Source organism: Pseudomonas cichorii (assembly GCF_018343775.1).
GTDB classification, from domain to species: domain Bacteria; phylum Pseudomonadota; class Gammaproteobacteria; order Pseudomonadales; family Pseudomonadaceae; genus Aquipseudomonas; species Aquipseudomonas cichorii.
The window spans coordinates 3,517,772-3,536,912 of sequence record NZ_CP074349.1; the positions used below are offsets into that span (position 1 = coordinate 3,517,772).

At 58.4% G+C, this 19,141-nt stretch carries 13 protein-coding genes and 2 pseudogenes; 11 read left to right on the forward strand and 4 right to left on the reverse strand.

Going from position 1 to position 19,141, the window contains the following annotated elements; translation table 11 throughout:
• Positions 1 to 3: 3 nt before the first annotated feature.
• The 9 genes and pseudogenes from KGD89_RS14740 to dacB all read left to right on the forward strand — a co-directional run bounded on the left by KGD89_RS14740 (position 4) and on the right by dacB (position 10,773).
• Positions 4 to 396 carry a phage holin family protein gene (locus KGD89_RS14740; protein WP_025260535.1) on the forward strand — a complete coding sequence of 131 codons (393 nt, stop codon included), beginning with the start codon at positions 4 to 6 and terminating at the stop codon, positions 394 to 396.
• Positions 393 to 734, forward strand: coding sequence for a hypothetical protein (locus KGD89_RS14745; RefSeq protein WP_025260536.1), 342 nt, complete (start codon positions 393 to 395; stop codon positions 732 to 734). The genes KGD89_RS14740 and KGD89_RS14745 overlap by 4 nt, the downstream gene beginning before the upstream one ends.
• 97 nt (positions 735 to 831) lie before the next feature.
• On the forward strand, positions 832 to 1,992 hold the full coding sequence (locus tag KGD89_RS14750) for an EAL domain-containing protein (protein ID WP_025260537.1): 1,161 nt from the start codon (positions 832 to 834) through the stop codon (positions 1,990 to 1,992).
• A 66-nt stretch (positions 1,993 to 2,058) separates the two neighbouring features.
• Positions 2,059 to 3,390, forward strand: a complete 1,332-nt coding sequence (locus KGD89_RS14755) for a deoxyguanosinetriphosphate triphosphohydrolase (protein ID WP_025260538.1) — start codon at positions 2,059 to 2,061, stop codon at positions 3,388 to 3,390.
• Between the two features lie 194 nt (positions 3,391 to 3,584).
• Positions 3,585 to 3,983: a response regulator gene (locus tag KGD89_RS14760; RefSeq protein WP_038399907.1), complete on the forward strand. Its 399-nt coding sequence runs from the start codon at positions 3,585 to 3,587 to the stop codon at positions 3,981 to 3,983.
• A gap of 332 nt (positions 3,984 to 4,315) precedes the next feature.
• Entirely contained in the window at positions 4,316 to 4,942 is a 627-nt protein-coding gene (locus KGD89_RS14765; RefSeq protein WP_025260540.1) for a response regulator transcription factor, read from the forward strand.
• Positions 4,943 to 4,950: 8 nt separating this feature from the next.
• Positions 4,951 to 8,585 (forward strand): annotated as a pseudogene (locus KGD89_RS14770) (transporter substrate-binding domain-containing protein).
• A gap of 63 nt (positions 8,586 to 8,648) precedes the next feature.
• Entirely contained in the window at positions 8,649 to 8,993 is a 345-nt protein-coding gene (locus KGD89_RS14775; protein WP_025260541.1) for a YggL 50S ribosome-binding family protein, read from the forward strand.
• Positions 8,994 to 9,303: 310 nt separating this feature from the next.
• Positions 9,304 to 10,773 (forward strand): D-alanyl-D-alanine carboxypeptidase/D-alanyl-D-alanine endopeptidase, encoded by a 1,470-nt coding sequence (gene dacB, locus KGD89_RS14780; RefSeq protein ID WP_025260542.1) that lies wholly within the window; start codon positions 9,304 to 9,306, stop codon positions 10,771 to 10,773.
• Positions 10,774 to 10,933: 160 nt separating this feature from the next.
• On the opposite strand, the gene KGD89_RS14785 is transcribed toward dacB, so the two are convergent.
• From KGD89_RS14785 to KGD89_RS26155, 3 genes are all read right to left on the reverse strand, one after another.
• The gene (locus tag KGD89_RS14785; protein ID WP_025260543.1) at positions 10,934 to 13,330 is read right to left on the reverse strand and encodes a sensor domain-containing diguanylate cyclase; all 2,397 of its coding nucleotides are present in this window, start codon (positions 13,328 to 13,330) and stop codon (positions 10,934 to 10,936) included.
• 76 nt (positions 13,331 to 13,406) lie between these two features.
• Positions 13,407 to 15,659, reverse strand: a complete 2,253-nt coding sequence (gene rlmKL, locus KGD89_RS14790) for a bifunctional 23S rRNA (guanine(2069)-N(7))-methyltransferase RlmK/23S rRNA (guanine(2445)-N(2))-methyltransferase RlmL (RefSeq protein WP_025260544.1) — start codon at positions 15,657 to 15,659, stop codon at positions 13,407 to 13,409.
• A gap of 402 nt (positions 15,660 to 16,061) precedes the next feature.
• Positions 16,062 to 16,187 carry a hypothetical protein gene (locus KGD89_RS26155; protein WP_256327111.1) on the reverse strand — a complete coding sequence of 42 codons (126 nt, stop codon included), beginning with the start codon at positions 16,185 to 16,187 and terminating at the stop codon, positions 16,062 to 16,064.
• Between the two features lie 19 nt (positions 16,188 to 16,206).
• Between KGD89_RS26155 and rmf the strand changes: the two genes are divergently transcribed.
• Positions 16,207 to 16,422: a ribosome modulation factor gene (rmf, locus tag KGD89_RS14795; RefSeq protein ID WP_074569014.1), complete on the forward strand. Its 216-nt coding sequence runs from the start codon at positions 16,207 to 16,209 to the stop codon at positions 16,420 to 16,422.
• 124 nt (positions 16,423 to 16,546) lie between these two features.
• Here the strand turns inward: rmf and KGD89_RS14800 are convergent, their stop codons facing one another.
• Entirely contained in the window at positions 16,547 to 17,572 is a 1,026-nt protein-coding gene (locus KGD89_RS14800) for a quinone-dependent dihydroorotate dehydrogenase (protein ID WP_025260545.1), read from the reverse strand.
• Between the two features lie 366 nt (positions 17,573 to 17,938).
• On the opposite strand from KGD89_RS14800, the pseudogene KGD89_RS14805 reads away from it, so the two are divergent.
• Positions 17,939 to 19,138: pseudogene (locus KGD89_RS14805) on the forward strand (NAD(P)/FAD-dependent oxidoreductase); the annotation flags it as partial.
• Between the last annotated feature and the right edge of the window lie 3 nt (positions 19,139 to 19,141).

Sequence of the window (19,141 nt, forward strand, 5' to 3'; positions counted from 1 at the left end):
CCCATGAGCCTCGGAACTGAATCAGGGTCGCCCAAGGCGGACCAGGGCTCTTCACCGCGGCGCCTGGGCGCTGCATTTCTCGGTTTGCTGCACAGCCATGTCGAACTGTTCGGGATCGAGTTGCAGGAACAGAAAGCCCGCACCTTGAGCCTGTTGCTGTTCGCAGGACTGGCGCTGGTATTCGCCCTGCTGCTGTTGACCGGATTGTCGGCACTGCTCCTGATCATTCTGTGGGACAGCTATCGCCTGGCCGGCATCATTGGCCTGTGCTCGTTCTATTTCCTGGCGGCAGTGTTCTGTGCATTGCGCTTGAAAGAAGCAATCTTCGATGAGTCTTCGCCTTTCAGCGCGACCCTAGAAGAACTGGCCAACGACCGTGAGCGACTGATGCCATGAATGAACCGAAGTCGCACAGCGGCAACACACGGCGCGAACTGCGCAAGGCGCTGATTCGCCTGCGCATGGAAATGCATCGCCAGGAAATACGTCACGAGTCCGCTCACTTACTGCAACCCCTGCAACGAATGCGCGGCCTGAAAAACGACTGGCAAGGCGCCCTGGGCATCAAGCATGCGCCCTTGTGGGGAGTCGGTGCCGTCGCTCTGCTGGGTTTCTTCAGCGGTCGGGGCGCCAAGAACCGCCAGGCCAGCACCATTGGCCGCCTGGTGAAGCTGGGCGTCACCCTGCTGCCCTTGCTCAAGGTTGCACTGCAAAACCGCACAGACAAGCGCTGACCTCTGCTTGGCTGCATTCTTGCAACATGTGTAACAAGTGCCCGCCCCGGAGTCGATCCGGGGCGGGTCTTGGTGCTGTGTAAGTAAGGAGAAATATGTGAAAGGGCAACCCCTTGCCTGCTTTCAGCCATTCATCGATACCGCTACCGGACGCATTGCCGGTGTTGAAGCTCTGGGAAGAATTCGTAAGGAAAACGGCCAGCTGGAATCGGTCGGACCGCTGTTCTCTGATCCGAAAGTACCTGCTGCCGATCTGCGTCGCCTTGACCGGCTGATCCGGGACAACGCCCTGAGCCGTCTGCATGAAGCGCCCGGTGACTGGTTTCTGAGCCTGAATATCTCGCCCCGCTGGATCAGCCGTCTTCGACCCGGACAAGCCCTCCCCAGCCTCGAGCAGTTGCATCGACATAACGTTCCTGCCGAGCGCATCGTGTTTGAAATAACCGAACTGGGCGGTGACAGTCAGTGCCTGACCGATGTCGTCGCACGCTATCGCGAGGCCGGCGCCCGTATCGCCATTGACGACTTCGGTGCCGGGTACTCGCAACTGGACCGTGTCCTGTCGCTGCAGCCGGACATTCTCAAACTCGACATGCGCCTGTTCCAGGCCGCAGCGCGGGGTGGCCCGAGCAGTGATGTGGTCAAGGCGCTGGCCCTGATGGCAGAAAAGACCGGTTGCTGGATCATTGCCGAAGGCGTGGAAACCGAGGCCGAACTGAATTTTGCCCTGGAATGCGGCTCCCGTTATGTACAGGGTTATCTGTTCGCCAGGGGTGAGCTGGACTTTTTTGCCGCCGACACCTTCGTCACACATTTTGCCGAACTGCGAGACCGTTACGTCCTGCAGAAGGTCGCAGAACGTGCCCGGCTGATGGTGCTGCGCCAGCAACTGACGCAACTGATGCATCTGCTGCAACGCTGGGCCGAAAACAGACTGCCGGTCAGCGAGTTGCCGCAGGTACAAGACTACCCGTGGCTGCTGCGTTTCTATCAATGCGACCGGCATGGCACTCAACTCACGCCAAACCTGGAATGGCTCAAGGGTGCCTGGCACGCCGACGCCCGTTATCTGGGCCATAACTGGTCCTGGCGGCCTTACTTCTATCACCTTCTGGCCGAAGGCTGGGACGAGCGCAGACTGACCCTGTCCAACACCTACCGAGATGCCACCAGCAACCAGTATTGCCTGACTGCCGGACAGTTCTTCGACAATGGCAACCGCCTTCTGCTGATCGATATCGATGCCGCCGGGCTGTAACAGGCCTTGCGGTCCTGCGACCGAACCGGGAAGCTAGACGGACTCGAAAACAACGGAGTGAACGCCTTGGATTGGCAAACCCTGCTTAACCGCGAACGACTCGGCAAGCCGCTGCATAGCCCTGAAGAACTGGGCCGCAGCCCTTTCCATAAAGACCATGACCGCATCATCTTCTCGGGCGCCTTCCGGCGTCTGGGGCGCAAGACACAAGTCCACCCGGTTTCGAGCAACGACCATATCCATACGCGCCTGACCCACTCGCTGGAAGTCAGTTGCGTCGGACGCTCTCTGGGCATGCGCGTCGGTGAAACCCTGCGCAGCGCCCTGCCCGACTGGTGCGACCCCAGCGATCTGGGCATGGTGGTGCAATCGGCCTGCCTGGCTCATGACATCGGCAACCCGCCGTTCGGCCACTCCGGTGAAGACGCGATCCGCAACTGGTTCAATCAGGCTGCCCGGCGTGGCTGGCTCGATGCGATGAGTGAAACCGAGCGCAACGATTTCCTCAACTTCGAAGGCAACGCCCAGGGTTTTCGCGTCCTGACCCAGCTGGAATATCACCAGTTCGACGGCGGCACCCGCCTGACCTACGCCACTCTGGGGACTTACCTCAAATACCCGTGGACGGCCCGGCATGCCGACTCACTGGGCTACAAGAAGCACAAGTTCGGCTGTTATCAGAGCGAGCTGCCGATCCTTGAGCAGATCGCCCATAAACTGGGCCTGCCGCAACTGGAAGATCAGCGCTGGGCGCGCCATCCGCTGGTGTACCTGATGGAAGCCGCCGATGACATCTGCTACGCCCTGATCGATCTGGAAGACGGCCTGGAAATGGACTTGCTGGACTACGCCGAAGTGGAGTCGCTGCTGCTGGGCCTGGTGGGCGACGATCTGCCCGAAACCTATCGCCAGCTCGGCCCTGGCGACTCGCGCCGACGCAAACTGGCCATTCTGCGCGGCAAGGCTATCGAGCACCTGACCAATGCTGCCGCCCGCGCCTTCGTCGAACAGCAGGACGCCCTGCTGGCGGGCACGCTTCCCGGCGATCTGGTGGAACACATGCATGGCCCGGCCAAGCGCTGCGTGCTGAATGCCAAGGACATGGCGCGCAAGAAGATTTTCCAGGACAAGCGCAAGACCCTGCATGAAATCGGTGCCTACACCACGCTGGAAATCCTGCTCAATGCGTTCTGCGGCGCGGCTGTCGAACAGTTCGGAGGACGTGCCCCTTCGTTCAAGAACCGGCGCATCCTTGACCTGCTGGGTAACAACGCACCCGACCCCAAGGCGCCCCTGCACAGCTCGTTTCTGCGAATGATCGACTTCATTGCCGGCATGACCGACAGCTACGCCACCGAAATGGCCAGGGAAATGACTGGCCGCTCCGGGCAGATATAGCACCCGTCGGCCGGACACGCTTGCCTCATGTGCCCGGCCAGACCATCTCATGCACAACAACTTCAGAAAAGGCCTACACACAGACCAAAAACGTCCTATCGCCACCCCTTCGCAGCACCCTCAATAATCCAGCCACTTTAACTGCCGAACTGGCAAGCGCCAGCAAGGCACTCTGCCGCCTTGCCGGAAACCTCATGTTTAAAAACGACTTGCGAATCCTGCTGGTAGAGGATCACCCTTTTCAACTGATCGCCACCCAGATCCTGCTGAACAATCAAGGCTACTTCCTGCTGACTCCAGCCCTGAACGCCCTGGAGGCCATGGCCGCCATGGAGCGCAGTGCGCAACCCTACGACCTGATCCTGTGTGACCAGTGTCTGCCCGAGCAAATGGGCTTCGACCTGATCGATCAGGCCTATAAACAGGGCTTCATCCGGCATGCCATCGTCCTCAGCGGCCTTGACCCGTCGCACCTGCATGAACTGGAACAGCAAGCCCTTGCACGCGGAATCCCGCTTCTGGGCTGCCTGAGCAAACCCCTGCATGGCCCTGACCTTTCCCGCCTGCTGGGCAAGCTGCCTACCAGAAGCTGATTTCAAGCACGACCCTCCATACCCGATTCCAGGAGCGATCAGACTGGCGTTACGCCAGCGAATGCACTTTTACACTGTAGGCAGCTTACGATTGTGTTGAAGGGTAATTCCGAAACGCGATAAACAACATAAAACCCAATAACTAATCTGCACACTGGAACATATTGAATTTTTTAAAAACTTAAATCCTTGCGTGGGCTTTTACGTACTCCAATACTCTAATTACTGTAGGAACTTTCCTATATACGCCTGCCGGGCGGGTCCATTCATGTGCCTGCCCGAACATCTGAGCTAAGGTGCGCGCTTTCTTCGCTGCTTGTATGGATTGAATTATGAACTCAGTTTTTATCATCGACGATCACCCCGTTATTCGCCTGGCTGTCAGGATGCTGTTGGAAAACGAAAACTATGAAGTGGTCGGCGAAACAGATAATGGCGTGGATGCCATGCAGATGGTCCGCGAATGCATGCCTGACCTGATCATCCTCGACATCAGCATCCCCAAGCTCGATGGCCTGGAAGTCCTGGCCCGTTTCAACAGCATGGGCCTGTCATCGAAGATTCTGGTGCTGACCTCGCAAACCCCGAACATATTCGCCATCCGCTGCATGCAATCCGGAGCGGCCGGTTATGTCTGCAAACAGGAAGACCTGAGCGAACTGCTGAGTTCTGTAAAAGCGGTATTATCCGGCTACAATTACTTTCCCAGTCAGGCACTGACTCCCGCCGTGCGCGAAGATGGGCAGCCCAGCGAAATAGAACTATTCAAGCTGGTAAATGATCGCGAATTGATGGTATTGCAATTATTTGCCCAGGGCCGCTCCAACAAGGAAATAGCCAAGGGCATGTTCCTCAGCAACAAGACCGTCAGCACTTACAAGACGCGACTCATGCAAAAGCTGAAAACCAGGACCTTGGTAGAACTTATCGAGATGGCAAAACGCAACGCGCTAGTGTGAGAACCCGGATGCCCAAGCGCTTGAAAAACTTTCTGATACTGGCAACGAGCCTATGCCTGGGCTGGGGTACATACACCAACCTTGAGGCAGCAGATCACTACACGCTGCTCGGCCGCTCAAACCCGGCTCACATGGATGTGAAGCTAGACGCCGCCCAGTGGCAATGGGTGCGCAGCAAGCGTGAACTGATCCTCGGCACCTCGGCGCCGGATTACCCACCCTTCGACATCACCATTTCCGGCAATGACTACGAAGGCATCACGGCCGATTACGCCAGCATCATCTCCAGGGCACTGGACCTCCCCATCAAGGTCCAGCGTTTCGAAAACCGCGAGGCCGCGATGAACGCCCTCATAACCGGCCAGATAGACCTGCTGGGCAGCGCCAATGGCTTTGAGGCCATGGACCGCAGCATCAAGCTGACAACGCCCTATGCCGTGGACCAACCCGTCCTGCTGGCGATACCCGCTCACTGACCGATGGCCTCAAGGGCATGCGTCTGAGCATGGTCTATCACTATCTGCCCCTGGCCGATGTCCAGGCGCTCTACCCCGAAGCCATCCTGCAGACCTACCCCTCTTTTCAGAACGCCATCAATGCCGTGGCCTTCAATCAGGCCGATGTCTTCCTCGGCGACACCATTTCCACGCAATACATCATCAACAAGGGCTATCTGAACAATGTGAAAATGGCCAGTTTCGGCAAGCACGAAGCCAACGGTTTCAGCTTTGCCACAAGCCATGAAAACACGCAGTTGCTGGACATCGTCAACCAGACACTCAAGGCCATCCCGATGGATGAGCGCATCGACATCTCCAAACGCTGGGGTGCTGGCAGCGACGTGCTGCTGACCGACCAGAAGCTGCAACTGACACAACGCGAGGAGCGCTGGATTACGCGGCACCCGACAGTACGGGTCATGGTCAACGAAACCTATGCCCCCTTGACCTTCTATGATGCCAACGGCAATTTCCGTGGCATCACTGCCGACCTGCTTGAGCTGATACGCCTGCGAACCGGCCTGCGATTCGAGGTCATACGGGCATCCAGCTCAAGCGACATGATGAATCAGGTTGCTCAGGGCCAGGCCGACATGATCGGAGCCATGGTGTCGAGTGATGAGCGTGGAGACCGGTTCAGCTTCAGTCGCCCCTACATCGACAACTCCTTTGTCCTGATCACCCGCAAGGGTGAAAAAGCCCCGACCTATCTGGAACAGATGGACAACCTGCATATCGCAGTCATCCAGGGCAGCCCGATACTGCAATGGCTACGACGCGAACACCCCGATATCGTCATCGTGGAAATCGACAATCCGTTCCAGGCGCTGGACATGCTGGCCACAGGCAAGGTGGAAGGCGCAGTCACATCCCTGCTCAGCGCCAATTACTTCCTGTCTTCCGGCGTCTTCGAGGGGCAACTGCAGATTACCGCCACCGTTGGCGAGGACCCTGCCCTGATCTCGATGGCCACTTCACGTAACGCACGGGAACTGAGCTCGATTCTCGACAAGGCACTAGCGAGCATTGCGCCACAGGACCTGGCAATCATCAATAATCGCTGGCGCTCGTATACCCCTGTCGGTAGCAATTGGCACAACTACCAGCGCCTCATCTATCAGATCCTGGCCGGTGCAGGCCTGCTTCTGCTCGGTCTGCTGGTCTGGAATGCCTACATGCGCCGCCAGATAAAACAGCGCGAAACGGCAGAACGGGCACTGGGCGATCAGCTTGAATTCATGAGCGCGCTGGTTAACGGCACGCCGCACCCGATCTACGTGCGTGATCGGGAAGGCCTGCTGCGCATGTGCAACGACAGCTACCTCGCTGTTTTCGAGGCCCGTCGTGAAGACATCATCGGCAAAAGCGCTACCGAAGGCGTACTGAGCAACGCATTCGAGGCCAGCGAGTACGCCGCCGACTACAAGCACGTCATGGCCAGCGGCACGCCCCTGATTCTCGACAGGACACTGCATATCGGCGAACGCCATCTGACCATCTACCACTGGATCCTGCCGTTTCGCGACTCCCTGGCACACGTGCAAGGCATCATCGGCGGCTGGATCGATATCAGCGAACGTCGACAATTGATCGAAGAACTGCAGTCGGCCAAGGAACAGGCCGACGATGCCAACCGGGCAAAGAGTACCTTTCTCGCAACCATGAGCCACGAAATACGCACGCCCATGAACGCGGTCATCGGCATGCTGGAGCTGGCCCTCAAACGTGCCGACCAGGGTGTTCTGGAGCGTTCCGCAATCGAAGTCGCCTACAGTTCGGCCAAGGACATGCTGGATCTCATCGGCGACATCCTCGATATCGCCCGCATCGAATCCGGACGCCTGACCCTGAGCCCCGAGCGAGCCAATCTGCGGCAACTGGTGGAGTCTGTCACCCGGGTGTTCGAGAGTCTGGCCCGGCAGAAAAACCTGAGCCTGGTGCTGGAGCTCGACAGCCGGACCAACACCGATGTCCTGATCGACCCGCTGCGCTTCAAGCAGATCCTGTCCAACCTGATCAGCAACGCGATCAAGTTCACCCAGCAGGGCCAGGTCAGCGTCACCCTGCAGGCAGCAAACGGCTCCAGCCATCAGCAAATGCACCTGAGCGTGACCGTGCAGGACAGCGGGATCGGCATCAGCGCCGACGATCAGCGTCGTCTGTTCGAGCCTTTTGCCCAGGCCGATAATCAGGCACGCATGGCGCGTACCGGTGCCGGACTGGGGCTGGTGATCTGCCGCAGCCTCTGCCAGATGATGGGCGGCACCCTGACCCTGAATAGCGAGCCGGGCCGGGGAACCCAAGTTCACATGACTCTGGAGCTGACCACCCTGGAACCGCTGGCCATCGCCACGCCGGTGCAAGAAGCCTCACTGCCGCCCGGCACGCCCTTGAACATCCTGATCGTCGATGATCATCCCGCCAACCGCTTGCTGCTTTGTCAGCAACTGGGTTTTCTCGGCCATCGTTGTGAAATGGCCGAACAGGGAGCCCAGGGGCTCGAGCGCTGGCTGGCCGAACCGTTCGATCTGGTGGTAGCCGACTGCAATATGCCGGTCATGAATGGCTATGACCTCACCCGCGCCATCAGAGCCCACGAACAAAGCGAAAACCTTGCCCCCTGTATCATCTGGGGCTTCACCGCCAATGCCTTGCCCGAGGAAATCCAGCGTTGCCTTGAGGCAGGCATGGACGACTGCCTGTTCAAGCCCATCGGCCTGACGCCCCTCAGCGAGCGACTGGCCAAGATCCCCGTACGCTCTGCACCTGCTGCCCCCTTCAACCTCAACAGTCTCAGCAACCTGACCGCAGGCCGGACAGAAATGATGCAGCGCCTGCTCACGCAACTGCTACACAGCAGCCAGGAGGACCGCAAGGCCTTGGGCGACCTGATGACCCGTGGAAACCACAAAAACATTGGCGAAATGGCTCATCGCATCAAGGGTGCAGCGCGAATCATTGGCGCATCGCGGGTGATCGAAAGCTGCGAGGCCCTTGAGCATGCCTGCTCGCCGGGTGATGACCCCAATGTCCTGGAGGCCTGTCACAGGGAACTGAACGCCGCCATGCTTGATCTCGAAAAGGCGTTGATCAGCCAGCAGCCAGAAGACCGAGAGCAAGAAGAGAAAGGGAAGCAACAGTGAAACAGGCACCGTTACCGCTTAACTGGTAGACTGCGCCCCGAAATTACCTAAGAGGATCGCTTCATGGCCACTAACCGCTCCCGTCGTCTGCGCAAAAAGCTCTGTGTGGACGAGTTCCAGGAATTGGGCTTCGAGCTCAATCTGGAATTCAAAGAAGATCTGGATGACGAGGCTGTTGATGCCTTCCTGGACGCTTTCCTGACAGAAGCCATGGACGCGAACGGTCTGGACTACGTTGGCGGCGATGACTACGGTCTGGTTTGCCTGGCTGATCGCGGTTCGGTCACCGAAGAGCAACGCGCTGCTGTAGAAGCATGGCTCAAAGGCCGCAGCGAAGTGGTCAAGGTTGAAGTCAGCCCGCTGCTGGACGCCTGGTATCCAGAAAAGCCGATCAACCCGGCGGCGTGATCCAGAAGCAGACAGTGTGAAAACCGCTCTGTGACGTTCAAACAAATGCCCCGACTTGTCGGGGCATTTGTTTTTCCGGGATACAAAGAGGCCTTTCACGACCGTCCACTGACTTTCTTACCTACAACAAAAAAATCCTGTTACAACCCCATGCCACAACCCACGCGGGCCCGGCTTCGGGCATAATGCCGTTCTGTTACAGCGCTGGCCTTGTGTTATTACCGTTCGGCCTCAGGCGTCTATCATTGTTACCGAGGGAATTCATCCATGCCCTCTTTTTGTTCCCCTTCTTTGCTGTAGGGTTTTTTTGATGATCAAATCTTTGCGTCCACTGCTTCTCGCCTCTTTTCTCCTGCCTCTGGCACTTCCTGTACATGCAGCCGTCATCAATACCACTCTTCCCCCCAAGGTCCAGCAAGCCCTCAAGGCCAGCAAGCTCAACGACAACGCATTGTCGGTAGTGATGCTGCCGCTTAACGGTCCTGGCACCCCGACAGTCTTCAATGCCGATGTTTCCGTGAACCCGGCATCGACCATGAAGCTGATCACCACCTATGCCGCGCTGGAAATCCTCGGCCCGACTCACCAGTGGCGAACCGAATTCTTCACAGACGGCACCCTGAGCAATGGCGTTCTGCAAGGCAACCTGTACCTCAAGGGCGGCGGCGATCCCAAGCTCAACATGGAAAAGCTCTGGTTGCTGATGCGTGACCTGCGCGCCAATGGCGTACAGCAGGTGACGGGCGATCTGGTGCTGGACCGCAGTCATTTCGTGCAGCCACAGTTGCCCGAGTTCAATGATGACGGCAATGACGATAACAAGCCGTTTCTGGTCAAGCCCGACTCGCTGATGGTCAACCTCAAGGCCTTGCGCTTCGTCACCCGTAACGATGACGGCAAGATCCGCATTTCTGTCGAGCCGCCCATTGCAAGCATCCGTGTCGACAACCAGGTCAAAGCGCTGGCGTCCAGGCAATGCACTGGCGATGTACGCTACAACCCGGTGCCACAACCTGATGGCAGCGTCAATGTGACGGTCAGTGGTCAGTTGGGCAATGGTTGTAACTCCCAGACCTACCTTTCGCTGCTCGACCACCCGACCTACGCTGCTGGTGCGGTACGGGCCATCTGGCAGGAACTGGGCGGCAGCATTCTGGGCAAGGATCGTGTCGATGTCGTGCCGGGCAACGCCAAGCTGTTGGCCAAGGCTTTCTCGCCGGACGTGGTTGAAGTGATCCGCGACATCAACAAATACAGCAACAACACCATGGCTCAACAACTGTTCCTGAGCCTGGGACAAGAGTTTCGTAATGATGCAGACGGCGATGACGCAAAGGCCGCGCAGCGGGTGATCCGTCAGTGGCTGGCGAAAAAAGGCATTACCGCACCGCATCTGGTCATGGAGAACGGCTCGGGCCTGTCCCGTGCCGAGCGCGTCAGCGCCCGTGAAATGGCAATCATCCTGCAGGCCGCATGGCGCAGCCCGTACGCTGCCGAGTTCATGAGTTCAATGCCTCTGGTGGGCATGGACGGCACCATGCGCAAGCGCCTGAAACGCACGCCACTGCTGGGCGAAGCTCACATCAAGACCGGCACGCTGAATACTGTGCGGGCCATTGCCGGTTTCAGCCGTGACAGCAATGGCAATACCTGGGCGGTGGTGGCGATTCTCAACGACCCACGTCCGTTTGGTGCGTCATCGATTCTGGACGAGGTGCTGGTGGATCTGTATCGCCAACCGAAACTTAACAACAGTACGGTTTCCATCCTGCAGCCCTGAGTTGCCACGTTACCGGTAGGAGCAATTCATTCGCGAGACGTCATTGGAGGCGATACATTTTCCTCGGATGTACGGGCCCGTCGCGAATGAATTCGCTCCCACAGATTTCTGACATTCGCGAAACAATTCGCGGATAAATCCCCGCAGTTTTGTGTGGCCCTTAGTCGAGTTCCGGCTCGACCCGGTCCCTGCCCGCCAGCTTGGCAGCATAAACCCCCGAGTCAGCCCTCAACAGCAGCGCATCCACGCTCTCTCCCGGCCGCCAACTGGCGATACCGAAACTGGCAGTGACCTGCCCGACCGTATCCAGCGGCTTGCTGCGCAAGGCCTCGCGCAAACCGAGAGCCAGTTGGTAGGCTTGCGGTGCCTGAGCCCCAGGGCACAACACGACGAACTCTTCCCCGCCGATACGGCAAAACACATCATCACAGCGCAGCCGCTGGCTGATCTTTTTGGAAATGGCCTGAAGCACCGAGTCGCCGACCGCATGCCCGTACTTGTCGTTGAAGCGCTTGAAGTGGTCGATATCCAGCATGATGACCGACAAGTAACCGCCGTGCCGATTGATGCGCGCCAGTTCGGACTGCAACCTGTCCTGAAAGTAACGACGGTTATAGGCACCGGTCAGTACGTCAGTCACCGACAGTGCCCGCAACTCCTGCTCGACCCGTTTGAGATCGGAGATATCCGAGATGAATCCATGCCAGAGCACGCTGCCATCGGGCAGACGCTCCAGCGTGGCGGCACCTCGCACCCAGCGCAGCCCCTTGCGTGGCAGCTCGATGCGATATTCCTCGCTCCAGGGCGAGGACTGCTCGGCACTGATACGGATTGAATCGCGCAGACGCACGATATCGGCAGGATGCGTACGCCTGAGCAGAACCTCGGCATCCTTGAGCAACTCTTCTTCGGTCAGCTCAAAGAGCTCGCACATGCCGACACTGGCGTAGGTGAAACGTGAACTGCCATCGGCATCCTGGCGATACTGATATATACCGCCCGGTACCTGGGAGCTGAGTTTCTTCAGCAACTGGTCACGTGCTTCAAGCGCCTCGTAGACACGCTTGTGCTCGGTGATATCGAGGCAGACAGCCAGGTAACCGATCCATTGCTCCTGATCGTCTCGCACCGCCGTGATCAGCATGTTCACCACCAGCGTGCTGCCATCGCGTCGCAGGAAGGTCCACTCCCGGGAAGGATGGCTACCCTCTTGCGTGGCATCGACGAACATGGCCTGGGCCGCGGTAATCGGGCGTCCATGAAGCTCACTCAACCCCTTGGCATGAGCTTCGAGTTCCGATAACCGATGCAGATCCTTGAGCTTGAATGTGCCAAGCACTTCTTCATCCGTGTAGCCCAGCATTTTCTGCGCACCGACGTTGAAGGTCGTGATGACGCCGTTGAGATCAGTGGCAATGATCGCCACTTCAGTCGCGGAGTTGAGCACATTGCGCAGTTGTCCGTGGGTCACGCGCAATTGCTGTTCGCGCTGACGCAACTCGCGGGTCCGCTGCTCAACCATGTGCAAAGCTCGCTGGCGCTGGCTGACAAGGCTGTAAAGCAAGGCACTGAGCATCAGGCTCAGGAGACCACCCAGCAAAGCCAGGCTGCCGGCCATCGGCGGACTGCTCAGCATGAAGGCGTCAGTGGGACGAACCTCAAGCAAATAATCACGATCGCCCATGCTCAGCAGAGTGCTGAGATGCAAATCACTCTCGGCCGCCACACCTGCGGAACGGTACAACAGATCGGGCTCACCGGCCGAACTCAAGTCGAGCATGCTCATGGCCAGATTGTCCTGACTGGGCAACCCCTCGTTCATCATTTGATCGAGGCTGATGATTGCCATGACAAAGCCGCGCAAGACCGGAGTGGGAGCATCAATGGCGGCAACCGGCGAGTACACGGGCGCCATCAGTAACACACCCCGGGTATCGGTCTTGCTCAGACTGACCAGATCCACCCGTGGTGTCGCCACGATGCTGCCACGCAGGCGGGAACGCTCGATGGACAAGTGCCGGATCTGCTCGGAGTTCACATCAAAGCCCAGAGGCGGAGGTTTTTTACTGAGGGTCTGGATAAACACGACAGGAAAGTACTCGTCGCGCACTTCGGCTGTTTTCAGCACGCCATTCCCGTCAAGCTCTCGTATGGCGAAATCCTTGACTCCAGCCTGACGGACGCTTTCTTCAAAGGTCGCACGCTGAACCTGGGTGACGTGAGGCGTCCATGTGTAAGCCTGGGTGCCTACCAGCATAGGGCCGACAAAACCCTCGTACTCGGTACGCGTGATCTCATTGGAATAGAGAAAGAAGCGACGCAGGGTATCAAGTCTTTTGACCTGACCATCCAGCCGCTCCTGGATACGGCTGAAACGCTCACCTGCCAGAAGGTCGAAACGCTGGCGTAACTGGCGTTGATACAGCTCCAGGTTCGCCAGTGCCAGCATCACGGTGAGTGCGGCGCCGGCGGCAAAAGCCAGCGCCGCAACCAACCATGCAGAGGCCTGTTCACTGATGAATCCCAGAATTCTGGGCCGGAACTGTTTCGCCGCCATACTTAGAACCCGTGACGCTGGCCATTATTCTCTTATAGCTATTCGCTAGTAATTTGCCTAGCCCGAATAAAGAGAATCAGTTCACGCGCGTCGTGATCTTCCAGGCACGGTGGATCTTGCTGTTGCGCGCAAAATCCTGATCAATGGTCTGGGCGGTGATTTCTTCGACCGCATAGCGCTGGGCAAGATTCTCGTCCAGCGCAAACTTGCGGAAGTTGTTCGAAAAATACAGCACGCCACCCGGTGCCAGACGTGCCATGGCCAGATCGATCAACTCGACCTGATCGCGCTGCACATCGAAGATCCCTTCCATACGCTTGGAGTTCGAGAACGTTGGCGGATCGATGAAGATCAGGTCGTACTCTTCACGGCATGCCTGCAGCCAGGCCATCACATCGCCCTGCTCCAGACGGTTCTTGTCGGAGAAACCATTGAGCGACAGATTACGCCGCGCCCAGTCCAGGTAAGTCTTGGAAAGGTCGACACTGGTGGTACTGCGCGCCCCGCCCTTGGCAGCGTGAACGCTGGCCGTGGCCGTGTAGGAAAACAGGTTGAGGAAGCGTTTGCCCGCAGCCTCGCGCTGAATGCGCATGCGCATCGGTCGATGATCGAGAAACAGACCGGTATCCAGATAATCGGTCAGGTTAACCAGCAGCTTGACCCCGCCTTCGCTGACTTCCTGGAACTGACCCTGAGCACTTTGACGCTCATATTGCTTGGTGCCGCTCTGACGCTCGCGACGCTTGATCACTACACGGCTCTTGTCGATGTTCAAGGCCTGAGGAATCGCTGCCAGTGCATCGAACAGACGTGCCGAGGCTTTTTCCGGGTCGACGGATTTAGGCGCGGCATATTCCTGAACGTGAACCCAGTCATGGTACAGATCGATGGCCAGGGAATATTCGGGCATGTCGGCGTCGTACACGCGATAGCAGTCGATGCCTTCGCGACGCACCCATTTGCTCATCTGCTTGAGGTTCTTTTGCAGACGATTGGCGAACATCTGCCCGCCTTCGCTCAAGCGTGCCTGCTCGACCACAACCGGAGCCGGCTTGATCGGATTGCCATTCTTGTTGAGCTTTCTTTCGACCGGCTCTTCAACCTGTGTCTCGCGCTCGATCTGGCGCTGCTCGGGCGTACGACGCTCGCCGGTGACGAACTGATCCGGCAGGACCTTGATGAGCAACAGCTTGCAAGGCAAGGCGCCGTTCCAGAAGGAATACTGCTTGTGGCTGCGAATACCCATGCGCTTGCCCAGATCAGGCGCGCCGGTGAACACTGCCGCTTCCCAGTTGAGACACGCCTGACGCAGGCGCTCACCCAGATTCTGATAGAGATACAGCAGACTCGCCTCGTCGCCCAGGCGCTCACCGTAGGGAGGGTTACAGATCACCAGACCTTTCTGGTTCTGATCCGGACGCGGCTCGAACGTCGCCACTTCGCCCTGATAAACCTTGATCCAGTCGCTCAAGCCTGCCCGCTCGATGTTGTTGCGACCCGGCTGGATGAGACGCGGATCGGCTTCATAGCCACGAATCCACAGCGGCGGCCTGGCCAGGCCTGCCTGAGCACGCGCCAGAGCTTCATCGTGCAGCTTGCGCCACAGCGCCGGGACGTGGCCGAGCCAGGCCGAGAACCCCCAACGCTCGCGCTTGAGGTTGGGCGCGATATCGGCGGCGATCATGCCGGCTTCCACCAGGAAAGTGCCGACACCACACATGGGGTCAGCCAGCGCGCCACCTTCGGCAGCAATGCGTGGCCAGCCGGAGCGGATCAGGATCGCCGCTGCCAGGTTTTCCTTGAGCGGAGCGGCGCCCTGCTGCAGTCGATAACCACGCTGATGCAGGCTGTGGCCGGACAGGTCCAGGGACAGGATGGCCTCGCCACGGTCCAGACGCAGGTGCACCCGCAGGTCAGGATTGATCTTGTCCACTGAAGGACGCAGGCCATCGGAAGTGCGCAGCTTGTCGACGATCGCGTCCTTGACCTTCAACGCACCGAAATGGGTGTTGTCGATGCCCGAACCATGACCACTGAATTCCACAGCCACGGTGCCATCGGCTTCCAGATGATCCTGCCAGTCGACATGCAGTACGCCTTCGTAAAGGTCGTCGGCATTTTTCATCGGAAAACGCTTGAGTACCAGCAGCACCCGGTTCGCCAGGCGGGACCACAGGCACAGCCGATAGGCGGTTTCCATGTCGGCCGTACCGCGGATGGCTGAGGTGTGTTCGCGTGTTTCCTGAAGGCCAAGCGCAGTGGCTTCCTCGGCAAGCAGGCCTTCGAGGCCTTTGGGGCAAGTGAGGAAAAGTTCGTAGCGATCCGACATGAGTATTCCAGGGCCTGAGCCGTCAGCGGCGGGCAACGCATTGCCCGACCAGATTTAAAACAGACGTCTTTCAGGGAGAACGTCTGCGTGGCACCCAATTTGTGCCGATCCACCGTATGAACCTGTCATGTCATTACGGCAGTCTTGTAACGATGAAAAGTGAATATTGGACCCTAGGACGTAGGTAATAAAAAGTCACATACCGACCCTTCGTCGAATTTTCACTAAATGCACTAAGCCATTACTCGCATTTGCGAGCTTGTCTCACTCCTGCCTGAAACCCGCGCCTCAGCAGGGTTGGGACATGAATCAAATTTGAAACACCTTCTTGCTTATCGCTCTACAGACCTAAATGTGACGTGCTTATGACAAAACGATCATTCACACCGTCTCGCGCTTTGGTTAGAACTCACCACAGGTCATCACTGCAACGGTAATGACACTCAGGCCCGCGACGCCGGCAGCGGGCACCAACGGCAGAAAATTCTGCCCGACCTCGACAGAGGTCTTCAGGGATATAACAGTCAACAGACGAGGGCAATACCCTATGAGAAGACTTAAGCGTGATCCGTTGGAAAGAGCATTTTTGCGCGGATATCAATACGGCGTTACTGGTAAATCCCGTGAGCTTTGCCCTTTTACTCTACCGTCAGTACGCCAGGCATGGATCAATGGTTGGCGAGAAGGACGTGGCGACAACTGGGACGGTATGACCGGCACTGCGGGAATCCACAGACTCAACGAACTTCACGCGGTCGGATAAGGTAGCCTCCGGCCAGTCCATCAAACTTTCTACTGACTTTTACACCTATACCATGCACGCCCCATCCGGGCGGCGGGCTGCGGCCCAGGGGCTCCTCAGGGAGCCCCTTTTTTTCGCCCTGCAATCAGCCGCGAGGCATGGCCGCAATCGCATCCACCGATTCACGGATAAGCGCCGGCCCCTTGTAGATGAACCCCGAATACACCTGCACCAGACTCGCACCGGCAGCAATTTTCTCGGCGGCATGCCGGCCTTCGGTGATACCACCTGCCGCAATGATCGGCATACGCCCTGCCAGCTCGCCAGCCAGCACCTTGACGGTATGAGTGCTCTTCTCCCGGACGGGCGCACCGGACAGACCGCCTGCTTCGTCAGCATGAGCCAGACCTTCGACACCTTCGCGGCTGAGCGTGGTGTTGGTGGCGATGACCGCATCCATGCCGGACTCGATCAGGGCCGTAGCAACCAGCACGGTTTCTTCGTCGGTCATGTCAGGCGCGATCTTGATCGCCAGCGGCACACGCTTGCCATGCAATTGCGTCAGTTCCTGCTGACGCAGGCTCAACGCCTCCAGCAATTGCTTGAGGGAGTCGCCAAACTGCAGGCTGCGCAGGCCTGGCGTATTGGGCGAGCTGACATTGACGGTGACATAACTGGCGTGGGCATAGACCTTGTCCAGACAGATCAGGTAGTCATCGACAGCGCGTTCCACAGGCGTATCGAAGTTCTTGCCGATATTGATGCCCAGGATGCCCTTGTATTTCGCGGCCTGAACCCGGGAAACGAGGTTGTCCACGCCAAGGTTGTTGAAACCCATGCGGTTGATGATCGCTTCGGCATCGGGCAGGCGGAAAATACGCGGTTTGGGATTGCCCGGCTGTGGACGCGGCGTCACGGTGCCGATCTCGACAAAGCCAAAACCCAACTGCGCAAAACCGTCGATGGCCGCACCGTTCTTGTCCAGCCCGGCTGCCAGCCCTACCGGATTCGGAAACTCCAGCCCCATGACCGTGACCGGCAACTTCGCAGGCGCCTTGCTCAACAGGCCATTGAGGCCCAGCCGACCACCGGCACCGATCAAGTCCAGCGACAGGTCGTGGGAGGTTTCCGGGGAAAGTTTGAAGAGTAACTGGCGGGCCAGGTTATACATGGGCGGGCAAGGCTCGTGGGAAGCTGAATTCAGGGCGCGATTATAGACATGTGCCGCACCCGGCGCGAGGCAAGCTTGCATTTCGTGCTTTTGCGCCCTCCATCTGTGCGCAACGCTTCACGGCAGTGCACAAACCGCCACGGCATCCACCTCAATGCCCCGCAGACAGGCTTGCCTGCAACTTGGCACAACCGCTGCATGAACGCCTGCATGTAATTCACAAGACTGCACCCCTCAACGACGAGGGCTGCACTTCCCGAGAGAACGGGACCGGACAAAGGCGTCCTCGTCAGGTAACTGGCGAGACGCCTTTTTTGTTTGCGCAGAATTTATCGAGCACGGCCCTGCCGTGACCTCGGAGGCGACATGGCGAAACTCAGACTGGTAATGATCGGCAATGGAATGGCCGGGGTTCGCACCCTTGAAGAACTGTTGAAGTTGAACGAAGACCTCTACGAAATCACCGTATTCGGCGCCGAACCGCACCCCAACTACAACCGGATACTGCTGTCGCCAGTACTGGCCGGCGAGCAGACCTTCGATGATATCGTGCTCAACGACCTGAATTGGTACAAAGAACACAATATCCAGTTGCTGCTCAACCGTCGGGTAGTAAAAATCGACCGCTTCCGGCGCATCGTGACGGCCGAGGATGGCACCCAGGCCCCTTATGACCGCTTGCTGATCGCCACCGGCTCACGCCCGTTCGTGCTGCCAGTCCCCGGCAATACCCTCAAAGGCGTGATCGGCTACCGCGACATCGCCGATACCCGACTGATGATCGATACGGCAACTACTCACCGACGTGCCGTGGTCATCGGTGGCGGCCTGCTGGGACTGGAAGCGGCCAATGGCCTCAAGTTGCGCGGCATGGACGTAACGGTGATCCACAACGGCAAATGGCTGCTGGAGCGGCAACTGGACAAGACCAGCGGCCAGATGCTGCAAGCGGCACTGGAGCGGCGCGGCCTGGCGTTTCGCCTCAACGAGCAGACCGAGGCCTTTCTCGGCGATGAGCAGGGTCAGGTTCAAGCCGTGCAATTCAAGGGCGGCGCGGTGATTGATGCCGATCTGGTGGTCATGGCCGCAGGCATTCGCCCCAACATGGAACTGGCCGCACAATCAGGCCTGCCCTGCGACCGGGGCATTCTGGTCAACGACACCCTGCAGACCTACGACCCACGGGTCTATGCCATCGGCGAATGCGCCAGCCATCGCGGTATCGCCTATGGTTTGGTTGCACCACTGTTCGAGCAAGCCCGGGTCTGTGCCAATCACCTTGCTCAGCTGGGTTTCGCCCGCTATCCGGGCTCGGTGACCTCGACCAAACTCAAGGTCACCGGCATCGACCTGTTCTCTGCCGGCGATTTTCTGGGGGGCGAAGGCACCGAAAGCATCACCCTCTGCGACCCTTTGGGCGGCGTCTACAAAAAACTGGTCATCAAGAATGACGTGCTGGTCGGTGCCTGCCTGTATGGCGATACCGCCGACGGCAGCTGGTACCTGCAACAGATCCGGGAAAACCGCGGGATCGATACCATCCGCAATCACCTGATGTTCGGCGAACAG

Excerpts from the sequence above, each read along its gene's own strand:
- KGD89_RS14785 (WP_025260543.1), bottom strand. The coding sequence starts at position 13,330 with ATGGCGGCGAAACAGTTCCGGCCCAGAATTCTGGGATTCATCAGTGAA.
- KGD89_RS14745 (WP_025260536.1), top strand. The coding sequence starts at position 393 with ATGAATGAACCGAAGTCGCACAGCGGCAACACACGGCGCGAACTGCGC.
- KGD89_RS14740 (WP_025260535.1), top strand. The coding sequence starts at position 4 with ATGAGCCTCGGAACTGAATCAGGGTCGCCCAAGGCGGACCAGGGCTCT.
- KGD89_RS14765 (WP_025260540.1), top strand. The coding sequence starts at position 4,316 with ATGAACTCAGTTTTTATCATCGACGATCACCCCGTTATTCGCCTGGCT.
- dacB (WP_025260542.1), top strand. The coding sequence starts at position 9,304 with ATGATCAAATCTTTGCGTCCACTGCTTCTCGCCTCTTTTCTCCTGCCT.
- rmf (WP_074569014.1), top strand. The coding sequence starts at position 16,207 with ATGAGAAGACTTAAGCGTGATCCGTTGGAAAGAGCATTTTTGCGCGGA.
- rlmKL (WP_025260544.1), bottom strand. The coding sequence starts at position 15,659 with ATGTCGGATCGCTACGAACTTTTCCTCACTTGCCCCAAAGGCCTCGAA.
- KGD89_RS14775 (WP_025260541.1), top strand. The coding sequence starts at position 8,649 with ATGGCCACTAACCGCTCCCGTCGTCTGCGCAAAAAGCTCTGTGTGGAC.
- KGD89_RS14760 (WP_038399907.1), top strand. The coding sequence starts at position 3,585 with ATGTTTAAAAACGACTTGCGAATCCTGCTGGTAGAGGATCACCCTTTT.
- KGD89_RS14800 (WP_025260545.1), bottom strand. The coding sequence starts at position 17,572 with ATGTATAACCTGGCCCGCCAGTTACTCTTCAAACTTTCCCCGGAAACC.